This is a genomic window from Nocardia sp. NPDC059154, from assembly GCF_042755705.1.
In the GTDB taxonomy this organism is placed as follows: domain Bacteria; phylum Actinomycetota; class Actinomycetes; order Mycobacteriales; family Mycobacteriaceae; genus Nocardia.
In genome coordinates, this window is the sequence record NZ_JBHZCS010000002.1 from 172,206 (window position 1) to 194,803 (window position 22,598).

Genomic DNA, 22,598 nt, shown 5'->3' on the forward strand with positions numbered 1-22,598 from the left:
GCCAATGCGCCACGAAGTGCTTGGATCCAACGACCTGGTGACCTTCGACGGCCGCGGCCGTTACCGCATCACCCGCATCGAGCGTGGACGTGCGCTCATCACGTCACTCACCAACGGGCACGCCCTGATCGTGCCTGTTTCCCGGCTTGCCCAGGTGGCAGCCGTTCCCACCACCTGATCGCGGACCGGCCAGGAGCCGCCGCGCATCCTGGAGGTTCCGCCGAATGGCACGTAAGAAAACCAAGCCTGTCGAAGAAGTGCACGACGTTCAGCAGCGCCGCAAACGCGCGCTCGAACTGCGCCTGTCCGGGCTGAATCAAACTCAAATCGCTGAGGAAATGGGGCTGCACAAGTCGACCATTTCCGACTACATCCAGCACGCGCTCGCCGACATCACCCGCGAGAAGGCCGACGAATACCTGCAGATCGAGCTGTCCCGCCTCGACGCGATGTGGGTAGGCATCTGGAAAGACGCGACCCACGGCGACACCTGGAAGATCGACCGCGCCCTCGCGATCATCGACCAACGCGCCCGGCTTACCGGCAGCTACAAGGCTGCTGAACTCAAAGCCGTGGCGGACGCCAAGGGCAACGTCAGCGGGGAAGCCAAGTCGATGGTCGGCCAACTGGTCGACGTATTGCACGCCCTCCACTCGGCGCACGAGGCTGCCGACAGTGAGGCCGCTGAATCCGACGAGGCCGATGCTGCGTGAACCTGGCAGAACTGCCTATCCCCATGTCGCGCAAACAGATCGCATCCATCGTCGGATGCGAGACAGCGTCGATCACGATCTGGACCGGCGCAATCCGCTCCGGAAAGACAATCGCCTCCATCCTCGCGTTCTTCATCGCCGTCGAGTCCGCCCCGGAAGGCGCGCTCATCCTGATCATCGGGCGGACGTTGCAGACGATCGAGCGCAACATCCTCGAGGTGATGCGCAACGAGAAGCTCTACGGGCTGCTCGCCAAGGAAGTGCACCACACGCGAGGCTCGAGCACCGCGGTCATTCTGGGCCGCGTCGTGCACCTCGTCGGCGCCAACGACGAAGCGGCAGAAGCGAAAATTCGAGGCTCCACCGCGTATTTGGCGATGGTCGACGAAGCGACCCTGATTCCGGAGAACTTCTGGACACAGTTGCAGGGCCGCTTGTCTGAGCCCGGAGCCCGCTGTCTGGCGACGACGAACCCGGACAACCCGGAGCACTATTTGAAGAAGAAGTTCATGGACCGCGCGGGCGAGCCTGGGATGGACGTCAAGGTCTTCCAGTTCTACATGGACGACAACCCCCAGCTCGGTGCCGACTACATCGCACGCAAGAAGGCCGAATTCACCGGAGTGTTCTACAAGCGGTTCATCCGCGGTGAATGGGTGGCAGCCGAAGGTGCGGTGTTCGACAGTTTCGATCCCGACCTACATGTGGTCGCATGGGAGGATCTGCCGCAGATGCGGTGGATTCTCGGCATCGGAGTCGACCATGGCACAACCAATCCCACCCATGCGGTGATGATCGGCCACGGCGTTGACGACGTCCTGTACTGCATGGACGAATGGCGGTATAAGGCGTCGAACGAATCCGTGCGATGGTCCAACGTCCAGCTGTCGCAAGGTATTCGGGACTGGATCGACACCGCCCACCATCCCAGCGACGACCCCGACAACCCGCCTCGTCTGACCGGATCGGTCGTTGTCGACTCCTCAGCCGCGGACTTCCGCGTGCAGCTCAAACAAGACGGTCTCAGTTCGCTCAAAGCCAACAAGGATGTCACCTACGGGATCCGCACGATGATCGCCCTGATCGGTGCGGGCCGGCTGAAGTTCACTGACCGCTGTCCGGAGCTGCTGAAAGAGATCCCGGCATACGTTTGGGATGGGAAGGTCAGCGCCGAGGGCAAAGACCAAGTGATCAAACTGAACGATCACGGCATCGACGCCACCCGGTATCTACTTGTCACTGCCGAACGTAAATGGCGCCGGCACATCAAACTGGGTACGCTACCTGGCCGCCAGCTCCAGGACCCCGATCTGGACGCGGCATAGCAAACAGCGAAATTGGCGGGTTTGCGTCCGCAAATACACTGTGCATGAACCGAAACGAGGAGAGAACCACGTGTCCCTCGCTGACGACATGCGCGAAGCAGCACTCGAAGCAAATCAGAAGCAATTCTGCAAGACCGGTGCTTGGATCGAAACACTGGACGACCGGGACCGAGCAGCCATCGTCGAGTTTCTCGCTGCTGGCAAGCCTGTCTCCCATCTTCATGGCCTGGCCGTCCGTAACGGATGCGGCGCCGCGGAAACCCGTTTCCGGCAGCACTTCCGGCAACGCTGCTCCTGCTTCAAGTTGGAGCACGCCGCGTGAGCCTGGCAGACGCACTCGCATCTGATCCGGCTCGTGAGCCGATCAACAAGGGTTCGATCGACGTCACCAGCGACGGAGCGACAGTCAACAACGTCGTTGTCGATTCACCGATCAATGACGACTGGACAACGGTCTTCGCGCTCTTCAACCTGAACGCGGACGAGTTCGAGGTCGTCGACGACACCGTCCGCATGTCGACGTGGCAGCAGTCCAAGGCACTCGAAGACGGCAGACGCGACCTGGTGCAGCTGTACTCCTACAGCGCCCGATTCCGCCGTCGACGATCCACCGACATCTCGCCCGCCATCGTGGACATGTGGCGGCACGAGCTGGTCTCGAACCCCCTTCCCGCCGCTGAACCCGCCTCGGGCGGTGGCACTTACGTGCTTCTCGTCGCGGATCCGCAACTTGGGAAGAAGGGCACCGAGCAGGCCGTGCACAACTGGCGATTCGGAGTACGCGCACACCTAGTCGCTGCCAAAGCACTTCGAGCCGAACACGACATCACTGGGATTCACGTCGCTTTCATGGGCGATGAGACCGAAGGTGTCTGCAACAATTACGGCAACCAGCCCCACACGATCGAGTTGAACCAGTCTCGACAGCTTGAGCTGGACTTCGACCTGCGGGTATGGACGATCAAAGAGGCCGCTCGAATTGGCCTGCCCGTGACGGTGTCCTCGGTGATCAGCAATCACGGCGAATGGACTCGCAACGGCAGCAAGGAGCCCGTCACCTCGCAGGGCGACAACGCATCGACGCACATCGCTCGGCAGGTCAAGAAGCTGTTCGACGAGCTCGAAGCCCACGGCGTCGGCCCGCACATCGACTGGCACATCGGCTCTGGTGACCCCGCGGTGACGCTCAACCTCTCCGGCGTCGACTGCTACTTCTCCCACGGATACATCGAGAAGGGTCGCGGATCCTCAACCGAAGTCCGAACCCGCAACGCCATCGAGCGCCAAATCCTAGGCCGCACTGAAGAGCTCGGCACAACCTCGCTGTTCTTCACCGCGCACTATCACCACTTCTACTGCCAGGAATTCGAAGGGCGGACCCTCTTCGGCTGCCCCGCCCTCGAAGCTGAGCGGTCCTCCGAGTACATGCTCAACCAGTTCGGTGTGTGGTCACCCGCCGGCATGCTCGGCCTGCTCGTCGGTGAACACCACCAGCGAGGCTGGTCGAACCTCAACGTTTTCTAACTTCACAGCGCCGCAGCAGATTCCGCGCGCTAACCCATTCCTTGGAGGCGCCCTGTGGCGATGCCCGACTATGCGGGGGTATGGCCTCCCAAGCCGCACGACACCGCCTACGACGACTACGGCGTCTACAGCTCATGGTGGAGCGGCGACACGATCGCCCTGCAATCGATCTACAGCAACCCCAACTATTTGATCCCCGCGCCGCGGCCCTCGCAGCTGCGGGGCGGCGTGGTCGGGATGCTCAGCCGCTTGTGGTGGGGCCGCCCAGTCTTGCAGGACACCAAGCGTTTGCATGTGCCGGCCCCGGCGGATATCGCCACTACTTCGGCGGATCTGCTATTCGGGCAGCCGCCGAGCTGGCTGTTTAGCGAAGGCGACGCGAGCGACCTAGAAGGCGCTCAGGATCGGCTGAACGATCTGCTTGATGACGCGGGAACTGTCGCGACCTTCTTGGAGGCGGCTGAGATCCAGGCGGCGTTGGGTGGCGTCTTCATCCGGCTCTGGTGGGACCAAGGCGTATCGGACAAGGTCAAGTTGTCCGCTGTCGCCCCGGACAGCGCTATACCGATTTGGCGGTACGGGGATCTGCAAGAGGTCACCTTCTGGAGCATTGTCGGCAAGGACAAGTCCGGCACCTGGCGGCACCTCGAGCATCACTCACCCGGCCGCATCGAGCACGCGCTCTATGTCGGAGATGACGGGTCGATCGGTCGCCTGATGCCGCTGGACTCCCTCGACGCCACGGCCTGGGCCGCCGACCTGGTTGATGAGGAAGCCGGAATAGATACGGGCGTCGAAGGTTTGACCGCCGCCTATGTGCCGAACGTGAAGCCTGCGCGGAAGTGGCGAAACACGCCGCAGCTGAGCGCGCTGGGTCGCAGCGATTTCGAAGGTGTCGAGCCACTGTTCGACAGCCTCGACGAAGCCTGGTCGAGCTGGATGCGCGATTTGGACATTGCCAAGGGCCGCCTGTTCGTGGCTCAAGATTTGCTTGCAGACCAGGGCCCTGGCAAGGGCGCCGCTTTCGATCCGGAGCAGCATATCTTCACCGGGGTCCCGTCCGATCAGATGGAACTCAACGACGGTGTATCCAAGCAGCTCGTCCAGGCGCAGCAGTTCCAGATCCGTGTGGAGGAGCACGCGAAGACGTGCGAGAAGCTTCTCAAAGAGATCTTGCGCGCCTGCGGGTACTCGGCTGCTGATTTCGACGACTCTGACGCTGCGGCGATGACCGCGACGGAAGTGTCTGCGCGCAAGAACAAGTCGAACGAGACCCGCAATCGCAAGATCCTGTATTGGCAGGCTGCGATGCAGCCGCTGGCGACCACTGCCCTGCAGCTGGACGCCGTGGTCTACGGCCAGGGCCACAACTATGGGCTCACTGCGGATCCTGAGATGAAGTTCCCGGTGCGCGTTGACCAGGATCCTGTGTCTCTGTCGACCGCGATCTCGAATCTCCGTGCCGCTAAGGCGATTTCCACGGAGACCGCTGTGCGAATGTTCAACCCGAACTGGAGCAATGACGAGGTGGCCGACGAGGTCAAGCGGATCCAGGAAGAGAACGCCTTGGAGAACGCCGTCGTTGACACGCCTGGCGACTTCGGGACTCACCCTGATCCCCAAACCTCCAATCAGGCCGACCAGGCGGACGGGTTGTAGGAGGCGGCCTGATGCCATTGACACCTTCCTACGGTGACGGGCAGGTCGGTGCAATCACCCGCCTGTATCTCACTGCGGAGCGGGAGATATGGAAGCTCATCGCACGCACCCTTTTCGGAGAACGCTGGAACGGTCGAATGCCGTGGGCTGTGCGAATGCTGCTGAAGCTGCCTACGTTTCGCCGTGGACTTACACGCATCGTGGTCGGGCTCGGAGCGCAGGCCGCTGTGATCGTCATCGGGATACTCCTGGCGGCATTCCGACGTGGTGCGCGCGAAGCACGCGCTGATCTGCGGCCACAGCACCCCCCGGTCACGGCCATCGACGAGTCGGAAGCGCAGCGCCTCGCGGACCGGGTCATCGCGTCTCTCACCAAGGTCCATCAGCAGGTCCCCGTGTCGGCAGAGGCGATATACCGTCGCACCGTGGACGAGGTTTCCCGGCATCCGCGAGGCACCGACGACACAACCCTCGAGCAGCTTCTACGAGAAGTTCTCGCCCGCAACGCACGCCGCGGTTTCGACGGCCAAGTCGATGCGAAGGGCCGGCGTTACGAATTCGTCTCCTATGCGGAAATGGTTGTCCGATCGGCTGTCACCCACGCGGAAGTCGACGGCTACTGCGCACACGTGACCGCCAGCGGTCACGACCTGGTGATCGTGTCGGACGTGCCTGGCGCCTGCACATTGTGTAGGCCCTACGAGGGAGCCGTGCTCTCGATCAGCGGCGCCACCGCAGGCACTGTGACCTTCCGCGACAGCCTCGACCGACCAGTCAAGGTGACGGTGAAGTGCTCGCTCGCGGAGGCGCGCGCGGGCGGGCTGTTCCACCGCAATTGCCGGCACACGATCCGCGTGTGGACCGCCGACAATCCGAACCCGCCCGGCGCTGTCAAGCTGTCAGAAGCCGAACGCACCCGACGCAAGAACACGAACAGCGAACGCCGCAGGAACCGGATTCTGCAACGCATCGGATTTGCCACCCGCGCTTAAACTTCTTCGCTCGTTGTGTAATTGGCAGCACGACTGACCTTGGTTCAGTTAGTCCAGGTTCGAATCCTGGCGAGCGATCCGATTCTCAATTGAATCTCCGCCGCGTTTAGCGGCTTCACGACCCCCAGTTCCGGCCTGTGGCCCTGGGGGTTTCGTCATTTCAACGCCGTATCCGGCCAGGTTGCCGTGCGGCGTTTCTGCGTGTCCAGGAGGCACATTCATGGCTGACGAAGCCGACGCCCAGGAAACCACAACTGAACACGACGCTGAGGTCGTTTCCGATTCGACGGAAACCACTTCGGAGGGTTCGACCACGGACACCGGTGCCGATGTACAGGGCACCGAAACCGAGGCCGACACCAGCAAGACCATCGAACCCGATCCCGAGATCGCGCGCCTGAACCGCGAGGTGGACAAGCTCCGCAAGGAGGCCGCCGCCAACCGCGTCAAGGGCAACGAGAAGGCTGAAACCGCAGCTCAGGAAGCCGCGAAGAAGGCCACCACTGAACTCGTGGAGAAGCTTCGCGAAACCCTCGGTCTCGATCCGGCCGAACCCGACCCCGCTGAGCTGCTCAAGGCCGCGGAGAAGCAGGCAGCGGACTTCGCTGCCGAACGCGACTCCTACGCCGAAAAGCTGCGCAACTACGCGCGCAAGGACGCCATCTCTGACGCTGCCAAGGCTGTCGATGGCGACCTCGAACAAATTCTCGATTCCCGCAAGATCGAACGCGCAATCGAGAAGCTCGACACGACTGCCGACGATTTCGCAGCCCAGGTGGCCGAAATCGTGAAGGCCGCAGTCGATTCCAATCCGAAGCTCAAAAAGGCGCCCGCCCAGGCGGCGGCTCCCCGAAGCGGCGGAGATCTCACCGGCGGTAACGCGGCCCCCAAGCCCGGTTCGCCGAAATCCGTTGACGACCTGATCCGGGAGGCGCGCGAGCGTCGTGCCCGTGAACGGTCCTAATTCTTTGGAGCCACCTCTCCATGGCTAATACCCTTCTCACCCCCAGCATCATCGCGCGCCAGGTCCTCGCGAACCTGTACGCACAGCTGTGCATGGTCCCGACCGTGTACACCGATGTGTCGCAGGAATGGACCGGCCGCAAGATCGGCTCGACGGTCAAGATCCGCAAGCCGGCGACCTTCGTGGCCAACACTTTCGATCCGGCCTCCCCGTCGATCACCGTTCAGAACGCCACGGAAACCAGCGTGGACGTCACCCTGGACACCCACAAGGACGTGTCGTTCGCGATCACCTCCCAGGATCTGACCCTGCGCGTCGAGGACTTCGACACCCAGTTCCTCGGTCCCGCGTCGGAGGCGCTCGCCCAGGCAGTCGACCAGGCCATCATCGCCAAGATGAAGGCAGGCTTCACCCAGGTCGCCGGTACCGGTACCGGCACCGAGTGGAACAAGCCCGAGGTTCTGATCGAGGCCAAGCGACTGCTCAACCTGCAGTCGGTTCCCGCCACCGAGCGCTCCACCGTGATCGGCCCGACCGCCGAAGCTGCGTGGAACAACACCGACTGGCTGAAGTTCGTGCAGAACAGCGGTTCCACCGACGTGCTGCGTGAGGGCTACCTGGGCCGTCGCCTCATGGGCTTCGACCCGTACATGACCCAGAACATCGTGCAGCCTGCGGGCTCGCCGACCACCGGTCAGCCCACCACCGAGGTCGGCCTGGCGTACCACCGGACCTCGACTGCTTTCGCGTCGGCGACCCTGGCTCTGCCTTCGGACAACACCTGGGCGGCCATCGAGTCCTACAAGGGTCTGTCGCTGCGTCTGGTCAAGCAGTACGACATGCAGCTGAAGTCGGACGTCATCAGCTTGGACATCCTGTTCGGCGCCAAGGTCCTCGACGCCAACCGCGGCGTCCTGCTGCGCGGCGCCCTCGCCTCCTGATCGTCACCCCGCCGGCCGGTCATCGATCGGCTGGCGGGGGAGATCGACTTGCCCCCAATTCTTTTGGAGTATCTCTGTGTCGTATTTCTACGACTATCTAGGCACTGACCAAGACCTCCTGGTCGAATCCGACGTGCCGCGACCCGACCTGATGGAGTGGGCGTACTGGCGTCAGATCACCGAGCAGGAGGCGGAGGCCAAGCGGCCCAAGCCTGTGGAGGTGGTGCCTGACGTGAACCCGGAAACGCCGCAGGAGAATTCGAGCCCACAGGCCGATGATGCCCCGGCTCCGGAGTCTGCGCCTGTACCGGCGACGAAGGCCCCAGCTAAGAAGGCTGCCTCCAAGGCGGCGAACTAGCCGATGCTCGTCTACGCCACTCCGGACGATCTGATGGACGGCTGGCTGGACGAACCGCCGGAGACCGCTGAAGCGCTACGCCTCATCCGCGCGGCATCAAGGTTGGTGCGCAAGGCAACTCGCTGCGATCTCTACCACGTGGACCCCAGTGGACTGCCCACCGACCCCGACATCATCGAGGTCATGTGTGACGCGACGTGCGCGCATGCAGCGATGTGGAAACGCGCTGGCATCGACCCCGACGCTGGCACGGCAGGTCGTCAGATCGCGATCAAGGCGCAGACCGCAGATGGTGGCGCTGTCACTTACGCGGACGGCCCGTCCGCGGCGGAGATCTCGGCGTCGCTGTCGCGCTTGTCGACCCAGGCGCTCGACATTCTCCGCGAGGCGGGCATGGCTTCTACGAGGCCGCAGACATGGTGAACTACGCGACACCCAAGTACCCGCATGGAGTCATGCTGACCGTGGTTCGCCGCGGTACCGCCAATGCCCGGAACTGGGAAGGCGATTACGCCGACGCGGCTGTCGCCCGCCATCAGATCGGGCCGTGTGACCTGAAGTGGCTCAAAATCACCGAAGACAACGAGTCGGGGGAGATCCTCACCATGCTCGGCCAGGTCACTGCACCGGTCAGCGACGACGTCCTCGCCACGGACAGGATCGAAGTCCCCGGATACACGGACGAATTCGCCATCGATGGAACGGTCACTGTCACCCCGAACGGGTTCACCGGCTGGGCGTCCGGCAAGCGATTCCGCATCGCGAAGGACGGCGCTCATGGAGTACGACAGTGATGATTTCGACCTCGAACGCATCCTGGTCGATAGCGACGAACTACGAGCATTCCTCCAAGAGGTCGCGGAGCAGGGCGCGGACCGGTGGGCACTCCGTTCGCGGTGGAGGACCGGGTTCAATGCCACCCACGTGGAAGCGGGCGTGATCCCCGACGAAGGCATTCTCACCGGAATCGTCTACGCCTCAGGCTATTACGCGCGTTTCCGTGAGCACGGTACCCGCTGGAACCGACCCGAACACGTCATGCACGACTTCATTGATGATGTGAGTGATTGATGAGCTTGCCCCCATTTCCCGAGTTCGACGAAGTGCTGAAGGCTTTGCTCGGCGACATCGCGCCCGTCGTTACTTTCGAATCGGATGAGATCCCGCCGCCCTACATCTATGTGACCAGGGTCGGGGGAGCAGCCGACGAGATCATGGACAGCCCGGTTGTCGATGTCGAGTGCATCGACAACGACCGAGCCGCGTCGAAGATCCTGAAAACTGCCGTCTTGGAACGTATCCGCTTCGCAGGCAACACCGAACCCGGCGGATTCCTGATCGACACCGCCAGCGAAAAGACCGGCGGCCAGTACATCCCGCCTTTCCGTCGCGACGCTCGCGGCGTCACCGCCACCGTGCAGCTCTCCTACCGGCGGCCCCGCGCGTAGGCGCAACTCTTCTTCCTCCCACACCACCCGGAATGCCCTGCGGCACCGGGTTTCTGGGTGTGGCTGAACCAAGGAACCCTCTTCATGACTGCTGTCACTTTCGAGCAGATCGCTGAATGGCGTCCCGAGCTGATCCGCCGGCCCAATAAGGGCTTCGCGTTGATCGGCGACGAAAACGCCACCATCCCTGCTAGTTTCACCTCCGGCGTGTCCGCCGATTTCCAGGCGCTGACTGATTTCACCTCGTTGGGCATGATCGGCAAGGACAATCCGCCGTCGTTCAAGCCGGATGTCAAGAGCTCCGATGTCGAGGCGTGGGGTGCGCTCGAGCCGCCTCGTACCGACATCCTGACCCGCAATCTGAGCGTGTCCATGACGCTCATCGAGACCCGCAAGCGGACCCTCGAACTGTATTCGGGCATTGATCTGTCGAACAACACCGCAGACGCGACCACCAACGAACTGCAGTGGAACGACCCGACATCGCCTGAAACCCGCTACAACCGAGTCATTCTCGGCATGATCGACGGCAGCGGCACCAAGGCCATCTACTACCTGCGGATTCTGCCGCGCGCCACGGTCACCGAGGTCGGCGAGCAGTCCTGGTCGCAGGAAAAGGCTCTCGAGTACAACATCACCTTGCACGCGAAGATCGATTCGACTCTCGGCTACAGCGTGAAGAACGTATTGTGCGGCCCTGGCGTCGGGCCGCTGCTGGCCAAGATGGGCTTCACCGCCACCGCCTCGGTCCCGGTCATCAGCTCCTACCTGCCTGCCGGGTCGCTTGCGACCGCTGGTGGAGAGAGCGTTGTCCTGCGCGGCCAGCACTTCACGGGCACCACGGCGGTCACGGTCGGCAGCACCAACGCGACCGACTTCACCGTCATCGACGACCTCACCCTCGCGATCAACACCCCTGCCAAGACCGCGGGCTCGCAGAACATCGTCGTCACCAACGCCACCGGCGCTTCGGCACCGTTCGCGGTCACCTACGCCTAACCGGCGTTCTTTGACAGCCGCCCCGCGCGTGTTCCTGGCCGCGCGCGGGGCAGGCCCAAACCTCCTCTGCCGCCGGGAATTCAAGCCAGGAGAACCCATGGCATTCGAACCCGTTCGCATGGTCGCGCCCGATGGCCGCGACTGCCTCGTTGGCTCCGCGACCGAGCGTGAGCAGCTGCTGAACCAGGGCTACCAAATCCCGGAACCCAAGCCGGTGCCCCGCTCGGCCGTTGAGCGTCCCGCTCCGGCCGAGAAGAAGCCCACCGCCAAGTAACCCCTTCCCGCCAGGAGACGAAACATGGCCACCGCCAGAAAGACCGCACCGCGCGCAGCCGTCAAGAAGTCGCGATTTGCGACCCTGCGTGATCAGGCCCGCAAGATCCACAAGGCCAAGTCGCCCTACGCGTTCGACGCTGTCGACCCGCCGATCCTGATCACCGCACCCGACACCGTCGAACGCGTCACCGCCATCGCGGAAATGATCGACTCCAGCGGCGACGCCAACGTGTCTGATCTGCGACGCCTAATGGCCGCGATCTGCGGTGACGCATTCGATGCGGTGTGGGCAGAGATCAAGGACGAGCCGATCGAGCTCATGTTCACCCTCGTCAACGACATGAATGCACATTTCGGTGCTGTCCCCGCTGACGGCGAGGCTGATGAACTGCCGGGGGGAGAGTAGCCCTCGTACTCCTGCTTGAGGAGTACGGGGAGGAAATCGAAGGCGACCTGTGGGAGTACGGGCACGGCTGGGACCTGCTCGACTTCTTCCGCGGTCGCCATCCCTGGCAGCAGTTGTATCGCTTTCTTCGGCAACTGCCGATCGAGTCTCGCTACCAGTCGGCGCTAGCCATGGATGACGAACTCGCCTGGCAACGCATCCAAGTAGATGATGCCGAAGGCGATGAGCCGCAGGAGATTCCGCCGATCTCCCCACGTGGCTACAGCCTCGAAGTGTTGCTCGCGCTCAAGCAGATTGACCTGCTGAAAGAGCTGATGCGCGTCATTCCCGCCAGCTTCAGCGGCAAACTCCCGCCTCCCTTCCCACCCGAGCCTCGCCCGCAAACCGCCTATCAGCGGCTCCGGAATCGCATGGACCAGATCGAAGTCCACAACGCGCTGAAAGAGCTCGGCATCTACGACTAACTACACAGGGGGCCGCCGTGGCCGAATGGGGCTCGTACACCGCCGGATCCGCGCGGCTCTTGCTTCGCCCAAAGCTTCCTGATGACTTCAAAGCCCAAGTCGCCACGCTGCTGAAGCCGATTACCCAGTCGTTTGAGGTCACTGTCCAGCCAGCGCTGGCGAAGAGCTTCAAGACCGACCTGAAATCGAAGGTCGATGCCGCGTCAGCGGGGGTAGCCGTCTCTATTGAGGCGAAACCGACTCTCACGGCGGGCTTTAAGGCCGACCTGAAGGAGAAGGTCAAGACCGCCTCCGCGGGCGTCAAGATCAATGTCCCTGTCGAGGCGTCCACGACGGGCTTCAAACGCGACGTCACCGACAAGGTGAAGGTCGCCGCCCAAGGCGTTTCGGTCAACGTACCGGTCAACCTGCGGACCGCCGGCCTGAAGACTGCCCTGCGGCAAGCGGTGAATACCGCCGCCGCTGGCGTGACGATCAAGGTCCCGGTCGATCCGGATCTGCGGGGCTTCAAAACCGCACTGCGCACGAAACTGGCTGCGGCCAGCGGCGGTATCGATGTCAAGCTCACCGCGAAGGTCGACGCCGACGTCACACACGCAACCGCGCAGCTCGAGGCTTTCCGTGCCGCCCAGCACGCCATCCCGCTCACCCTGAACGTCAATATCGACACTGCCGCTGCAACCGCGCATCTGCTGTCGCTGCGTGCCTTGGCTGGCGCGATCAACAATCAGTTCCGCGATCTCGGGACCGGCACGGGCCGCAGCCCCCAAAGACTGACCGGCAACATCTTCACTCGCCCTTTGCAGGCGGTGCGCCTGCAGATCGAAATCGACCGCTCCTCGGTCGCGCGCGCTGAAGCCGAAGTCGCCAGCGTCGCAGCTCGATTGAGCGCTGCACGCCAGAGGCAGTCCGACGCGCAGGATGCGGTCACCCTCGCGCAGCAACGCTACGACGAGGTGATGAACCGCTCGAGTTCGAGCGAATCCCGACGCACCTCAGCCAGGCAAGCGCTAACACGCGCAAACCGCGAACTGGGCCGCGCGACAGGCGATGTCCTCGACCTGATGGGGCGAGAAGCCACAGCCTCCGACAACCTCGGCCGCGCACACAGCAACCAGAACTCGACCACCCGCCTGCTGGGAGCAGCATTCCGCGGACTGCGATCGGCCATCGCCGACGGACTGTCGAACGCACTCGGCCAACTCTTCAGCTTCAGCAACCTCCTAGGCATCGCGAAGGTCGCTTTGATCGGGCTCGCTGCTGTCAGCCTCGTGCCGCTGATCGGTCAGCTCGTGCAGGCCCTCGGCGTGGTCGCGCTGCTACCTGCCGCGATCACTGGCGCTGTCAGTGTCTTCGCGACGCTGAAGGTAGCGCTCGGCGGTGTCAGTGAGGCGTTCGCAGCCGCGAAGAAGGTCTCCGACAATGCCGCCGATGATGCGGAGGCGCGGGCCAAGAAGATCGAGACCGCCCAGAAACAGCAGGCTTCGGCCGCTGACAGTGTCGAGTCTGCCGAGCGCGGGATTATCAGCGCTGAGCGTTCTGTCCGTGACGCACAAAAGAATTCGCTGCAGGCGCAGAAGGATCTCAACACCGCCCGCAAGACTGCGAAGCGGGACATCGACGACCTCAACCGGGCGTTGGCTCGCACGAAGCTGAACGAAGAGTCCGCGGCCATCAGCGTCGCTGAAGCGTACAAGAACCTCTACGACGTCTTCTCTGACACCAACTCCACCGCCATCGACAAGGCCAAGGCACAGCTTCAGGTCAAGGAAGCGCTCGCTGACCAGCAGGACGTACTCGAAAAGTCCAAGCGCACAGCAGAAGACGCCGCCGAAGCCAATCAGAAGGGCGTCGAAGGCGCAGACGCTGTCGTATCCGCCAAGGACAAGGTCACCTCAGCTGCTGAGGCTGAAGAGACCGCGCAGCAGAACTTGTCGGACGCCTACAAGACCCTGGCGAAGTCGCAGCAGTCGCTGGCCGATGCGTCGAAGGATCTCCAAACCGCGCTGACCGAACCGAGCGATTCGGTCAAGGCATTCGAGAAGGCGATGGGCAACCTGTCGCCGGCCACGCAGGACTTCGTCAACAAGATGCTCGACGTCAAGTCGGGCCTGAAGGACCTGAAGCTCGCGGTCCAGGAGAACTTCTTCGACAAGCTGGGCGACTCTGCGAAGAGCCTTGTCAACAACTGGATTCCCACCCTGAAGAGCGGTTTGGGCGGGATCGCTGAGCAGATCAACGGCGGCCTCCGCCGCGCCTTCGCCGACCTGGACACCGACGCGACCCGCTCGAAGCTGTCGACCGTCTTCGACAACGTCAAGAATTCGATCGGACCCATCCTCGACGGGATCGACAACCTGATCCAAGGCTTCCTGTCGCTCTCGGAGGTCGGCTCCGGGTTCTTCCCGGACATGTCGCAAGGCTTCCTCGGCTTCACCGAAAAGTTCCGCAAGTGGGCCGAATCCGACGAGGGCAAGGCCAAATTCAAGCAATTCATTCAAGACTCGATCGACGCGTTCAACCGATTCATGTCCCTCGGGAAGCAAGTCGTCCGGATCATCGGCTCCATCTTCAAGGGCTCCGACGACACCGGAAAGTCCTGGATGGACAGCCTGGTAGACGGCGCGAAGAAACTCGCCGACTACCTGGGCAGCCCTGAAGGCCAGCAGCGCATCAAAGACTTCTTCAATGAACTGCGCGAAACCATGAAGAAAATTGGCGAAGACGCCGACAAGGTGCTTCGCGCATTCGACTGGCTCGATCGCAAAGTCGGCCTGTTCAGCAAGATCGGCAACGGCGCCTTCGACATCAGCAAACTGCTGAGCGGCGACATCGGACCAATCTCCGACGACATCTCCGGATGGATCGGTAATCAGCTCGACGGCTTGCAGCAGAAGGTTGCCGAGAAGATCCCGACGGTCGCCAAGTGGTTCACCGACCTGAAGAGGGACTTCGGCAGCCTCGGGTCCGGTGCCTTCGACAACCTCCTGGGCGGCAATGGCATCGCCGGATCACTCGATGGCCTGAAGAACCTGCTCCCCGGTGTCATCACAGACATTCTGGGCGACAACGGTTTCGAGAAGCTCAAAGGCGGCATGTCCGGTCTGGCCACCTTCCTGACCGGCAGCGACGGACTCGACAAGATCAAGAAAGCCTTCACTGACCTGCCTGGCTTCTTCGGCGGAATCGCCGACAAGCTCGGCGTCAGCTGGTCCGGGCTGGGCGACAAGATCAAAGGCCCGCTCAACACGCTCATCGACCTTCTGAACTCGGGACTCGGCGGCGCCTGGAACGCGGTCGCCAATTTGCTTGGCTCCGACAAGAAGTGGACCGACATCCCACGGATCGGCGAAGGCGGCGACACCGGAGGCCGATCAGGCAGCCCACTCCATCGCGCCACCGGCGGCCCGATCTACGGACCAGGCGGACCCACTGAAGACAAGGTGCCGGTCATGGCATCGGCCGGCGAACACATGTGGACCGCCGCGGAGGTGCAGGCTGCGGGTGGCCATCAGGCCATGTACCGGATGCGGAAGTCGGTTCTCGCCAGCGGCGGAAAGCAGTCCACGGACGGCAACTTCGCCATCGGCGGCGACGTCACCTTCGGCTCGGACGCAGACCGTTGGATGGCCGATGTCATCCAGCAGGCATTCTCGAACGCCACGGTGACCAGCGCCCTTCGGCCTAATGAGACGGGCTTCCACCGCACTGGTCAGGCGATCGACATCGTCGGCCCGATGCAGCAGATCGCGAACTGGATTTACTCGGCCTACCCCGAGTCGACTCAGCTGATCTACGGACCTGGCCCGCTGCTCTACAACGCCCGCGGCTACCACGCAGATCCATCGAATCAGGCTGAACTGCAAGGCATCTACGCGGGTGACCTGGCCGGTCACTACTCCCATGTCCACTGGGCGAATGTCGCGCCTCTGGCGAATCTCAGCGGCGATCAGCAGAAGAGCCTGTGGGATCGCATCAAGAGCAGCGTCGGTGCCATCGTGGGCGGCGGCCGCAACCTCATGGTCGACAACCTTGTCGAGAAGCCCCTGCGGGCGATGGCGGACAGCGTCCCCACCTTCAACGGCCTTGGCGACTTCGGGAGCATCCCAAAGGAATTCGCCAACAAGATCGTCGACACCGTCCTCACCACGCTGAAGGGCAGCGTCGGCGCGGGCAGTGGCTCCGCGAACTACACCCCGTCCGCGGGCGTGGAGCAGTGGCGCAGCCTCGTCGTCAGCATTCTGAAGGCCAAGGGTCTTTCGGAGAGCTACACCGACCGGGTTCTGATGCAAATGCAGTCCGAGTCGAGCGGCAACCCGAAGGCGATCAACCTCACCGACGACAACGCCAAGAAGGGCACGCCGTCCAAGGGCTTGATGCAGGTGATCGATCCGACCTTCGCCGCCTACGCGGACCCCGGATACAACTCGGACATTTGGGATCCCGAGTCGAACATCCGCGCCGGCATCAACTGGGCGATCCACGCACACGGGTCGCTGGATCAAGGGTTCCAAGGCCATGGCTACGACCAGGGCGGCATCTGGCCCAACATGACGTTCGGCTGGAACACCACGGGCTTGCCTGAGGCGGTGCTCACCAACCCGCAGTGGAAAGCGCTGCGGGACTTCGGCCAAGGGCTCGGGATCCTCCAGAAGGACTCGACTCCCACACCGAACCCGGGTACAACCGTGGAAGGGCAGACGCTGCCCGACTCGACGCAGGTATCGAACGATCCGTTGCTCAGCGAGAGCGTCAATAGCAACGAGAAGGTCGGCCTCGACACCTGGAAGACGCTCGGCACCAAGACAAAAGAGCGCTTCCAGTCAGTGTGGGACACCGGGCTCACCGACCTCATCGACTCGAACCTCGGGGCGCTGGGGATCGACGACCCGCGCAACATCCCGCTCTACAAGCAGGCGACGTCCTACAAGGACACCTGGGACGAGTGGCAGAAGAAGAAAGCCGCCGCGGCGCAAGCATCGCAGGCGTTGACCGACTCCGGCTATTACAACGCCGGCCAAAACGTTACCGGCGCTGCGGATCAGGCGACTTCGGCCACGCCCGCTGGGCAGCAAATCAGCAATGACCAATCGACGACGATCAACATTTACCCGGCTGACGTCACCGAGGGTTATCGGAAGGCCCAGCAAATCGCTGATTTGCGTGCGCTGACCAAGACCGCACGAGGGAACTGAGTTCTATTGCGCCAGTCCGCCAAGGTGGAAATCTTTGGTGTAGACGACTCGCATCACGTCATCAATGGTCCCGGCGTGTCGACCCGCATGTATCTGGCAACAGATGTCAAGGGTATCTACGACACGCCGGTCACCACAAAGTACAAGTCGTCTGCGTACCAACGTGGATCCACGTATCAGGGCAAGAAAGTCCAGCAGCGAGACTTGACCTTCGCTGTCAATCTGAAGGGCCAAACGCCCGAGGATTGGGAAGATCTCGACTCCCGATGGCGGTCCGCCTGGGATTTCGAACCCGACCCGTGGGACCCGGCATCGACGCTCACCAAGATGAGCATCACCACCGACCGATCCGGCACCCGCTCACTGTATTTGGCGCTGTCGGAGTCGGTCGCGTTCGAATCGAAACACGATCCGCACCTTACCGTATCGTCCGTTGTTCCGATGGCTGCCACTGCGGCGCAACCATTCTGGTTCGAAGACAAATGGGAAAACGACCCTTACGACTATTTCCAGACAGGCTCCGCGGGCACCTCCGATGGGTTCGTGACTGTCTACAACCCAACCGACCAGCCCATGTATTTGAAATGGGTTGTCACGCGCGGTAAGTGGACGCTTCCGGACTTCTCTTGGACAGGCAAGCGGTACCACCGGGTGCCCGGCGGGGCGTGGCCGAACCGGAAGATCACCCTCCCGTTGTTGACCAGTGTTGAAGGCGGCGCACGCATCGACCTCGACCCGATGAAGCTGCAAATCCGCGACTATTCCGACACCAACCTCATCGGCCGCATGAACGGCATCTGGTGGATGCACAAAATCCCGCCCTACACCCCGGAAACCGAACTGCCTGTACACGTTGAGAACGCGCCAACCGGGGGAGCGCGGGTCGAAATCTACTGCCCACGCAGATGGGGCCGTGCTTGGGGGCTTCACTAGATGACTGATCTAAGCACCCTCACCCTGGAACAACAGTGTGAGGCTATTTGGGCTGCCACCACGGCACGCGAAGAGGCCGAAGCGCGATCGCGCCTCGAGCCACCGAAAGTTCGCATCTGGACTGGCGATTGGGACCTGGCTGGCGTCCTCAACACCGAGTACACAGCCGAGTTCACTTGGATCGACAACGATATCGGCACCGGCCTCACCGAGATCCCCCTCTGGGACCCGATCGCCAAGTGGATATGGCAGGTCAAGGACCGAATCGACAACGGCGAGCGCCGCAACGTCTTCATCACTGTAGACAAGGACGGCGCCCGTTGGAGCGGCGTCCTGTTCGATCACGCGATTGAAAAAAGAGAAGACGGCACAAGGGTTTTGGTCGTGCGCTGGATGCACGACCTTTTCTTCCTGTCGCACTATCTCGTGTGGTGCAATCCATTTTTGCCGGACTTCGTACAATTTCCGCGAATTTTCTTTTTGGCCGGTCCCTCGATTTTCACGCTGAAGACCGCGCTTTTTCTGAACGTAATGCGTGAACAGGCCAGCCTTTGGGAGCTTCCTGACGACCCGATGAACCAGGGCAGTTCCGCACCCAACATGAGCAACTGGTCTGTCGTCGTCAAACCGACCACGTTCCTTGACGACATGAACGCGGGAACGCTGTGGTCTGTTCCGAACTCGCGTTTCAAGTACTGGACGGAGATGAGCAAGGACATCCTCCTGGATGCCGAGCTCTCGATTATCTGCCGCCGGTTTTTGACTGACGACGACGAGCAGCCGATCGACGGTCAAACGCTGCGCAACGGGTGCCTCGTAGTCGACATCGTCGACAAGTCCGGCTACTACAGCGACACGTCCAACGGTGGCGACCCGTTCCTCGGTTTGAAACGCACCTTCGCCAAGTTCAGCGACGATTTCCTCGACGACTTCCAAGACGCCGTGGTCGACCCAGCGGTTCCCGCCTCCTATGGCGTTCCGGGGCAGAAGCTCACCGACAAGACGTGCCCGTACGTCGTGTTCCTGGAGGGCGAAGAGACCGGCATCGAGTCGTCGAAGTTCTTGTATACGCCCTCGACTGCGATTCAGATTGTTACGGGCGGTCATTCGATGCCGTTCGTCAATGAGCTGATATCGGCAGGAATTCAGACTGCGGGCGATCTCATCGCGATGATCATCGGTATCCCGCCGGTTGGTGGCGCCACTGATGCTGTGCTTCAGCCATTTTACTGGGACACCATCGCCGCCTGGAACCACGCGAAATCTCAAGCGCGCGCAACCCATTCAGGATGGGCGCGACTATATGAATACATCGCATCGTCAGGCGACCGCGCGTACACGCTCGAAGCACTTCTGTCCGTTCGCAAGGGCCTCCACGACACTCGTAGCTGGTTCAGCCACGAGGTCATGATCCGCGACGGTGCCCCTTGGTATATCGGCGACAACGGCAAAGGCCACTTCTTCATCGGTGACCGCATCGGTGCACAGGTTCTCGGTGACTTCGCAGCACAGTACGGGTTCGCCGACTACACGATCTACGTCGACCAGGTCCGCGAGCTCACCCTCGCATGGGATCGGGACTCGTTCGCTGAGTGGAAATGCACGATCGGCGAGAAGGAAAAGAACAAAGACCGGGGTGCGCGAGCTCTCGGTTTGATCAGCGACCTCTACAGCGTCGTCCGCCAGCTCGGCGTGACCGGCAAATAGCCCAGGAGCACAACCACTTTGAGTGACGAACTAGTAGAGGTTGATACCTCACCGTGGCTGCCCGAAGGCGGATTCCCAACCCTGGACAACACGAATCCAAACTGCCCGGAGGAGGCATTCCTCCACACCTACGGGGGCCTGCCTGGCATGAACGGCGCACCACTGCCGTTCCCGGTCGAGTACCTGAAGATGGTCTCGCGACGCCAATGGGACTGCGGCGCACGACCGATGGGCTCAGTCGTTCCGCCGGAACGGATCATCAAGTACCAGCGGCCTCAGACCTCGAACCCGCACTGGCTCACCAGCCCTGGCGTGTGGGTCGACATCAACGAGCCGGACCGGAACCAGCTCGACATCAAAGAGTTCGTCCAATCGCTGCCGCAGGACGCGAAGCGGCAGTTGGCCGAAGCGCTCGGCTTCGACCCACTGGCCGCGGTCCCCGAGGACGACCGCCTCGCCGAAAGCTTCGAGGCGCCAAAGCCGGAACGACGCTACGGCCGGCCGTCGCGTGATGGTGCGTCCGTCACGAATGAGCCGCTGCCGTTCGACCCAATCCACAGGACAGTCACCGAAGTACTGGCCTACCTGCGCGACGTGGATGACGAGGAACGCGGCCGCGTCCTGGACATTGAGCGCTTCCTCGGCAGCGCGCGCCGCGGCATTTTGAAGCGCTACGAGCCCCAGGGATAACCGCGATGGCCTTCAAGTACCTTCCGCTCAAACCCGGAACCTATACGGTCTCTTCGCCTTTCGGGCCTCGCGATGGCGGCTTCCACTACGGCATGGATTTCGCCGCACCACTCGGTACCCCGTTCTACGCGCCGGTCGCCGGGGTGATCGTCGAAGGTGCCGAGCGGGATGGCGTCAGCGGGTTCGGTAAGTGGGTGTGGCTCGACGCTCAGGATTCCGCCGGCGTCGACATCATCATCGGCCACGGGGATCCTGCAGTGCGCGGAGGCGACCGTGTGCACGCGGGCCAGCTGCTCGGCTACGTCAACACCCACGGTGAATCGACCGGCCCGCATGCGCACATCGAGGTGTGGACTTCGCCAGGCCGCGTCGGTGGCCAGGCTGTCGATCCCGCCCCGTACTTCACCGGCGCTGGTAGCCCTGGCGCCGAAACGCCTTCAAGGAGCCCGTCTATGGCCAAACCTGACTTCACCGAACTGGATCGGATGGGGAACTCCTCCAACAGCCGAGGCGGTGCAGGGGTCACCCTGTTCCTCCTTCACACGGAGGAAGGCAATTCCAGCGCCGAAAGCCTGGCCGCCTACCTGAACAATCCGGGCAATGACGCCAGCTACCACTACACGGTGCGTGACGGTGTCGTCTGCGACGTGGTCGACACTGACAGCGCGAGCTGGTCTGTCCTCGATGCGAACCCATACAGCATCAACCTCTGCTTTGCGGGCAGCCGCGCGAGTTGGTCTCGCGCGCAGTGGCTTACCCGCGACAACGACCTTCGCATCGCTGCCTGGATCGCAGTGCAGGACTGCCGCAAGTACGGCATCCCACTCACTGTGATCGCACCGCCTTACCGGCGCGGCGCGGGCATTTCCGACCACCGCTATGTGACCGATTGCCTTGGCGTCGGCACCCATTCGGATTGCGGCGACGGCTTCCCGTGGGACGTGTTCTCCGGCTACGTCGCCCAATACGCCGGCACTCAAGGAGACGACGACTTGTCTTTCGCCAACGAAACCATCAAGAACAAGGCCGGTCAGGACATCAACGCAGGCGAGATGATCGCCTACCTGGACCTGCACATCAACCAGATCAAGTACGCCCTCGCGCTCGTCCTGGAGCAGTTCGCCGGCAAGGGCGCCGCGGCGGCTTTCCTGGCTAACGAGAAGGACGCCCGGCCCGCAGTGACCTTCCCCGGTTGGGAACAGGGTGGCGGCCGCACCCTCTACGACCTCTCCGCCGCCACCGCCGCCAAGGCTGGTGTCGACGGTGCCGCGGACAAGCAGGCACCCAAGGCTGCCTGATTTCATTTCTCGACCAATTTCGAGGTATCTCTATGTCTTTTGACACTCTCCGTGACCTTTCCGCGGACATTCGCGGCCGTATCTACGCGGTCCTCGCGCCTGTGCAGGTTCTGCTGGTGGCGTTCGGTCTGCTGGACAACGTGAACGTTGCCTTGTGGGCTTCGGTCGTGACCGCGCTTCTGGGCTTCACCATCGCTGGCGCGAACTCGACTGCGACCTGGCGGACCTGGCTGTACGGCATCATCGGCGCCGCGCAGCCTGTGCTTATCGCCTATGGCGTCGCGACTGATTCTCAGGTCGCTGCTGTTGTGGCTGTCGTGTCCGCGGTGCTGGGTCTGGGTGTGGCTGCGGCCAAGACCCCGAGCATCGGCTAACCCCAGTGTGGGAAGCCGTCTTCGGGGCGGCTGGTGGGATTCTTGGTGCGGTCCTCGGCTATCTGGCGCCGAGGTCGCGCTCGCTGGATTCGCAGCGTGAGGACTTCAAGGTCGTACTCGCGCCCTTGAGCGAAGAGCTCAAGGACCTGCGGTCGCGCGTGAAAACCCTTGAGACACAGCATGTTGACGACGTCGCACAGCATTACAAGGACCAGCGGCGCATCGATGTTCTCGTCGACTACGTCAAGGATCTGCTGACGTTCATCCGGGAGCATGTTCCGTCGCCGCCGCCTCCGCCCATCCCGCCCGAAATCTCTAACGACATCTGAACA

The 22,598-nt window shown here is 62.4% G+C and carries 25 protein-coding genes and 1 tRNA gene; all 26 read left to right on the forward strand.

What is annotated here, in order from left to right; translation table 11 throughout:
• Positions 1-4: 4 nt before the first annotated feature.
• Positions 5-178 carry a hypothetical protein gene (locus tag ACFXN1_RS02810; RefSeq protein WP_379400292.1) on the forward strand — a complete coding sequence of 58 codons (174 nt, stop codon included), beginning with the start codon at positions 5-7 and terminating at the stop codon, positions 176-178.
• A gap of 46 nt (positions 179-224) precedes the next feature.
• The gene (locus ACFXN1_RS02815) at positions 225-713 is read left to right on the forward strand and encodes a helix-turn-helix domain-containing protein (RefSeq protein WP_379436100.1); all 489 of its coding nucleotides are present in this window, start codon (positions 225-227) and stop codon (positions 711-713) included.
• Entirely contained in the window at positions 710-2,038 is a 1,329-nt protein-coding gene (locus ACFXN1_RS02820) for a PBSX family phage terminase large subunit (protein WP_379400290.1), read from the forward strand. Before ACFXN1_RS02815 ends, ACFXN1_RS02820 begins: the two co-directional genes overlap by 4 nt.
• A 70-nt stretch (positions 2,039-2,108) precedes the next feature.
• Positions 2,109-2,360, forward strand: a complete 252-nt coding sequence (locus tag ACFXN1_RS02825; protein WP_379400289.1) for a hypothetical protein — start codon at positions 2,109-2,111, stop codon at positions 2,358-2,360.
• A complete protein-coding gene (locus ACFXN1_RS02830; RefSeq protein WP_379436098.1) occupies positions 2,357-3,562 on the forward strand; it encodes a hypothetical protein in 1,206 nt (401 codons plus the stop codon). The genes ACFXN1_RS02825 and ACFXN1_RS02830 overlap by 4 nt, the downstream gene beginning before the upstream one ends.
• 60 nt (positions 3,563-3,622) lie before the next feature.
• Positions 3,623-5,221 (forward strand): phage portal protein, encoded by a 1,599-nt coding sequence (locus ACFXN1_RS02835; protein ID WP_379436270.1) that lies wholly within the window; start codon positions 3,623-3,625, stop codon positions 5,219-5,221.
• Between the two features lie 11 nt (positions 5,222-5,232).
• On the forward strand, positions 5,233-6,213 hold the full coding sequence (locus tag ACFXN1_RS02840) for a phage minor capsid protein (RefSeq protein WP_379436096.1): 981 nt from the start codon (positions 5,233-5,235) through the stop codon (positions 6,211-6,213).
• A gap of 6 nt (positions 6,214-6,219) precedes the next feature.
• A tRNA-Gln gene (locus ACFXN1_RS02845) sits at positions 6,220-6,291 on the forward strand.
• Positions 6,292-6,433: 142 nt separating this feature from the next.
• A complete protein-coding gene (locus ACFXN1_RS02850) occupies positions 6,434-7,177 on the forward strand; it encodes a hypothetical protein (RefSeq protein WP_379436095.1) in 744 nt (247 codons plus the stop codon).
• A 20-nt stretch (positions 7,178-7,197) separates the two neighbouring features.
• The gene (locus tag ACFXN1_RS02855; RefSeq protein ID WP_379400285.1) at positions 7,198-8,118 is read left to right on the forward strand and encodes a P22 phage major capsid protein family protein; all 921 of its coding nucleotides are present in this window, start codon (positions 7,198-7,200) and stop codon (positions 8,116-8,118) included.
• Positions 8,119-8,194: 76 nt separating this feature from the next.
• A complete protein-coding gene (locus tag ACFXN1_RS02860; RefSeq protein WP_379436093.1) occupies positions 8,195-8,476 on the forward strand; it encodes a hypothetical protein in 282 nt (93 codons plus the stop codon).
• 3 nt (positions 8,477-8,479) lie between these two features.
• On the forward strand, positions 8,480-8,899 hold the full coding sequence (locus tag ACFXN1_RS02865; RefSeq protein ID WP_379436092.1) for a hypothetical protein: 420 nt from the start codon (positions 8,480-8,482) through the stop codon (positions 8,897-8,899).
• Between the two features lie 32 nt (positions 8,900-8,931).
• Positions 8,932-9,270, forward strand: coding sequence for a hypothetical protein (locus ACFXN1_RS02870; protein WP_379436090.1), 339 nt, complete (start codon positions 8,932-8,934; stop codon positions 9,268-9,270).
• Entirely contained in the window at positions 9,254-9,547 is a 294-nt protein-coding gene (locus tag ACFXN1_RS02875) for a hypothetical protein (RefSeq protein WP_379400281.1), read from the forward strand. The genes ACFXN1_RS02870 and ACFXN1_RS02875 overlap by 17 nt, the downstream gene beginning before the upstream one ends.
• Complete coding sequence (locus tag ACFXN1_RS02880; RefSeq protein WP_379436089.1) at positions 9,547-9,924, forward strand: hypothetical protein; 378 nt, start codon at positions 9,547-9,549, stop codon at positions 9,922-9,924. The genes ACFXN1_RS02875 and ACFXN1_RS02880 overlap by 1 nt, the downstream gene beginning before the upstream one ends.
• 84 nt (positions 9,925-10,008) lie before the next feature.
• Entirely contained in the window at positions 10,009-10,923 is a 915-nt protein-coding gene (locus ACFXN1_RS02885; RefSeq protein WP_379400279.1) for an IPT/TIG domain-containing protein, read from the forward strand.
• Positions 10,924-11,020: 97 nt separating this feature from the next.
• Positions 11,021-11,197 (forward strand): hypothetical protein, encoded by a 177-nt coding sequence (locus ACFXN1_RS02890; RefSeq protein WP_379436087.1) that lies wholly within the window; start codon positions 11,021-11,023, stop codon positions 11,195-11,197.
• 24 nt (positions 11,198-11,221) lie between these two features.
• Positions 11,222-11,605 carry a hypothetical protein gene (locus tag ACFXN1_RS02895; protein WP_379436086.1) on the forward strand — a complete coding sequence of 128 codons (384 nt, stop codon included), beginning with the start codon at positions 11,222-11,224 and terminating at the stop codon, positions 11,603-11,605.
• A gap of 170 nt (positions 11,606-11,775) precedes the next feature.
• Positions 11,776-12,069, forward strand: coding sequence for a hypothetical protein (locus tag ACFXN1_RS02900; RefSeq protein WP_379436084.1), 294 nt, complete (start codon positions 11,776-11,778; stop codon positions 12,067-12,069).
• Positions 12,070-12,086: 17 nt separating this feature from the next.
• Positions 12,087-17,264 (forward strand): transglycosylase SLT domain-containing protein, encoded by a 5,178-nt coding sequence (locus tag ACFXN1_RS02905; protein ID WP_379436083.1) that lies wholly within the window; start codon positions 12,087-12,089, stop codon positions 17,262-17,264.
• A gap of 6 nt (positions 17,265-17,270) precedes the next feature.
• Positions 17,271-18,197, forward strand: a complete 927-nt coding sequence (locus tag ACFXN1_RS02910) for a hypothetical protein (protein ID WP_379436081.1) — start codon at positions 17,271-17,273, stop codon at positions 18,195-18,197.
• A complete protein-coding gene (locus ACFXN1_RS02915) occupies positions 18,198-19,904 on the forward strand; it encodes a phage tail protein (RefSeq protein ID WP_379436080.1) in 1,707 nt (568 codons plus the stop codon).
• An 18-nt stretch (positions 19,905-19,922) separates the two neighbouring features.
• A complete protein-coding gene (locus ACFXN1_RS02920) occupies positions 19,923-20,594 on the forward strand; it encodes a DUF2744 domain-containing protein (protein ID WP_379436078.1) in 672 nt (223 codons plus the stop codon).
• Positions 20,595-20,599: 5 nt separating this feature from the next.
• Positions 20,600-21,892 (forward strand): peptidoglycan DD-metalloendopeptidase family protein, encoded by a 1,293-nt coding sequence (locus tag ACFXN1_RS02925; protein ID WP_379436077.1) that lies wholly within the window; start codon positions 20,600-20,602, stop codon positions 21,890-21,892.
• Positions 21,893-21,924: 32 nt separating this feature from the next.
• Positions 21,925-22,266, forward strand: coding sequence for a hypothetical protein (locus ACFXN1_RS02930; RefSeq protein WP_379436075.1), 342 nt, complete (start codon positions 21,925-21,927; stop codon positions 22,264-22,266).
• Positions 22,267-22,271: 5 nt separating this feature from the next.
• Positions 22,272-22,595 (forward strand): hypothetical protein, encoded by a 324-nt coding sequence (locus ACFXN1_RS02935; RefSeq protein WP_379436073.1) that lies wholly within the window; start codon positions 22,272-22,274, stop codon positions 22,593-22,595.
• The last annotated feature ends 3 nt before the right edge of the window (positions 22,596-22,598 follow it).

Bases quoted from the DNA above. Each gene is read 5' to 3' on its own strand.
- ACFXN1_RS02810 (WP_379400292.1), top strand. From the start codon at position 5: ATGCGCCACGAAGTGCTTGGATCCAACGACCTGGTGACCTTCGACGGC.
- ACFXN1_RS02815 (WP_379436100.1), top strand. From the start codon at position 225: ATGGCACGTAAGAAAACCAAGCCTGTCGAAGAAGTGCACGACGTTCAG.
- ACFXN1_RS02835 (WP_379436270.1), top strand. From the start codon at position 3,623: ATGCCCGACTATGCGGGGGTATGGCCTCCCAAGCCGCACGACACCGCC.
- ACFXN1_RS02840 (WP_379436096.1), top strand. From the start codon at position 5,233: ATGCCATTGACACCTTCCTACGGTGACGGGCAGGTCGGTGCAATCACC.
- ACFXN1_RS02850 (WP_379436095.1), top strand. From the start codon at position 6,434: ATGGCTGACGAAGCCGACGCCCAGGAAACCACAACTGAACACGACGCT.
- ACFXN1_RS02855 (WP_379400285.1), top strand. From the start codon at position 7,198: ATGGCTAATACCCTTCTCACCCCCAGCATCATCGCGCGCCAGGTCCTC.
- ACFXN1_RS02865 (WP_379436092.1), top strand. From the start codon at position 8,480: ATGCTCGTCTACGCCACTCCGGACGATCTGATGGACGGCTGGCTGGAC.
- ACFXN1_RS02870 (WP_379436090.1), top strand. From the start codon at position 8,932: ATGCTGACCGTGGTTCGCCGCGGTACCGCCAATGCCCGGAACTGGGAA.
- ACFXN1_RS02875 (WP_379400281.1), top strand. From the start codon at position 9,254: ATGGAGTACGACAGTGATGATTTCGACCTCGAACGCATCCTGGTCGAT.
- ACFXN1_RS02880 (WP_379436089.1), top strand. From the start codon at position 9,547: ATGAGCTTGCCCCCATTTCCCGAGTTCGACGAAGTGCTGAAGGCTTTG.
- ACFXN1_RS02885 (WP_379400279.1), top strand. From the start codon at position 10,009: ATGACTGCTGTCACTTTCGAGCAGATCGCTGAATGGCGTCCCGAGCTG.
- ACFXN1_RS02890 (WP_379436087.1), top strand. From the start codon at position 11,021: ATGGCATTCGAACCCGTTCGCATGGTCGCGCCCGATGGCCGCGACTGC.
- ACFXN1_RS02895 (WP_379436086.1), top strand. From the start codon at position 11,222: ATGGCCACCGCCAGAAAGACCGCACCGCGCGCAGCCGTCAAGAAGTCG.
- ACFXN1_RS02900 (WP_379436084.1), top strand. From the start codon at position 11,776: ATGGATGACGAACTCGCCTGGCAACGCATCCAAGTAGATGATGCCGAA.
- ACFXN1_RS02915 (WP_379436080.1), top strand. From the start codon at position 18,198: ATGACTGATCTAAGCACCCTCACCCTGGAACAACAGTGTGAGGCTATT.
- ACFXN1_RS02925 (WP_379436077.1), top strand. From the start codon at position 20,600: ATGGCCTTCAAGTACCTTCCGCTCAAACCCGGAACCTATACGGTCTCT.
- ACFXN1_RS02930 (WP_379436075.1), top strand. From the start codon at position 21,925: ATGTCTTTTGACACTCTCCGTGACCTTTCCGCGGACATTCGCGGCCGT.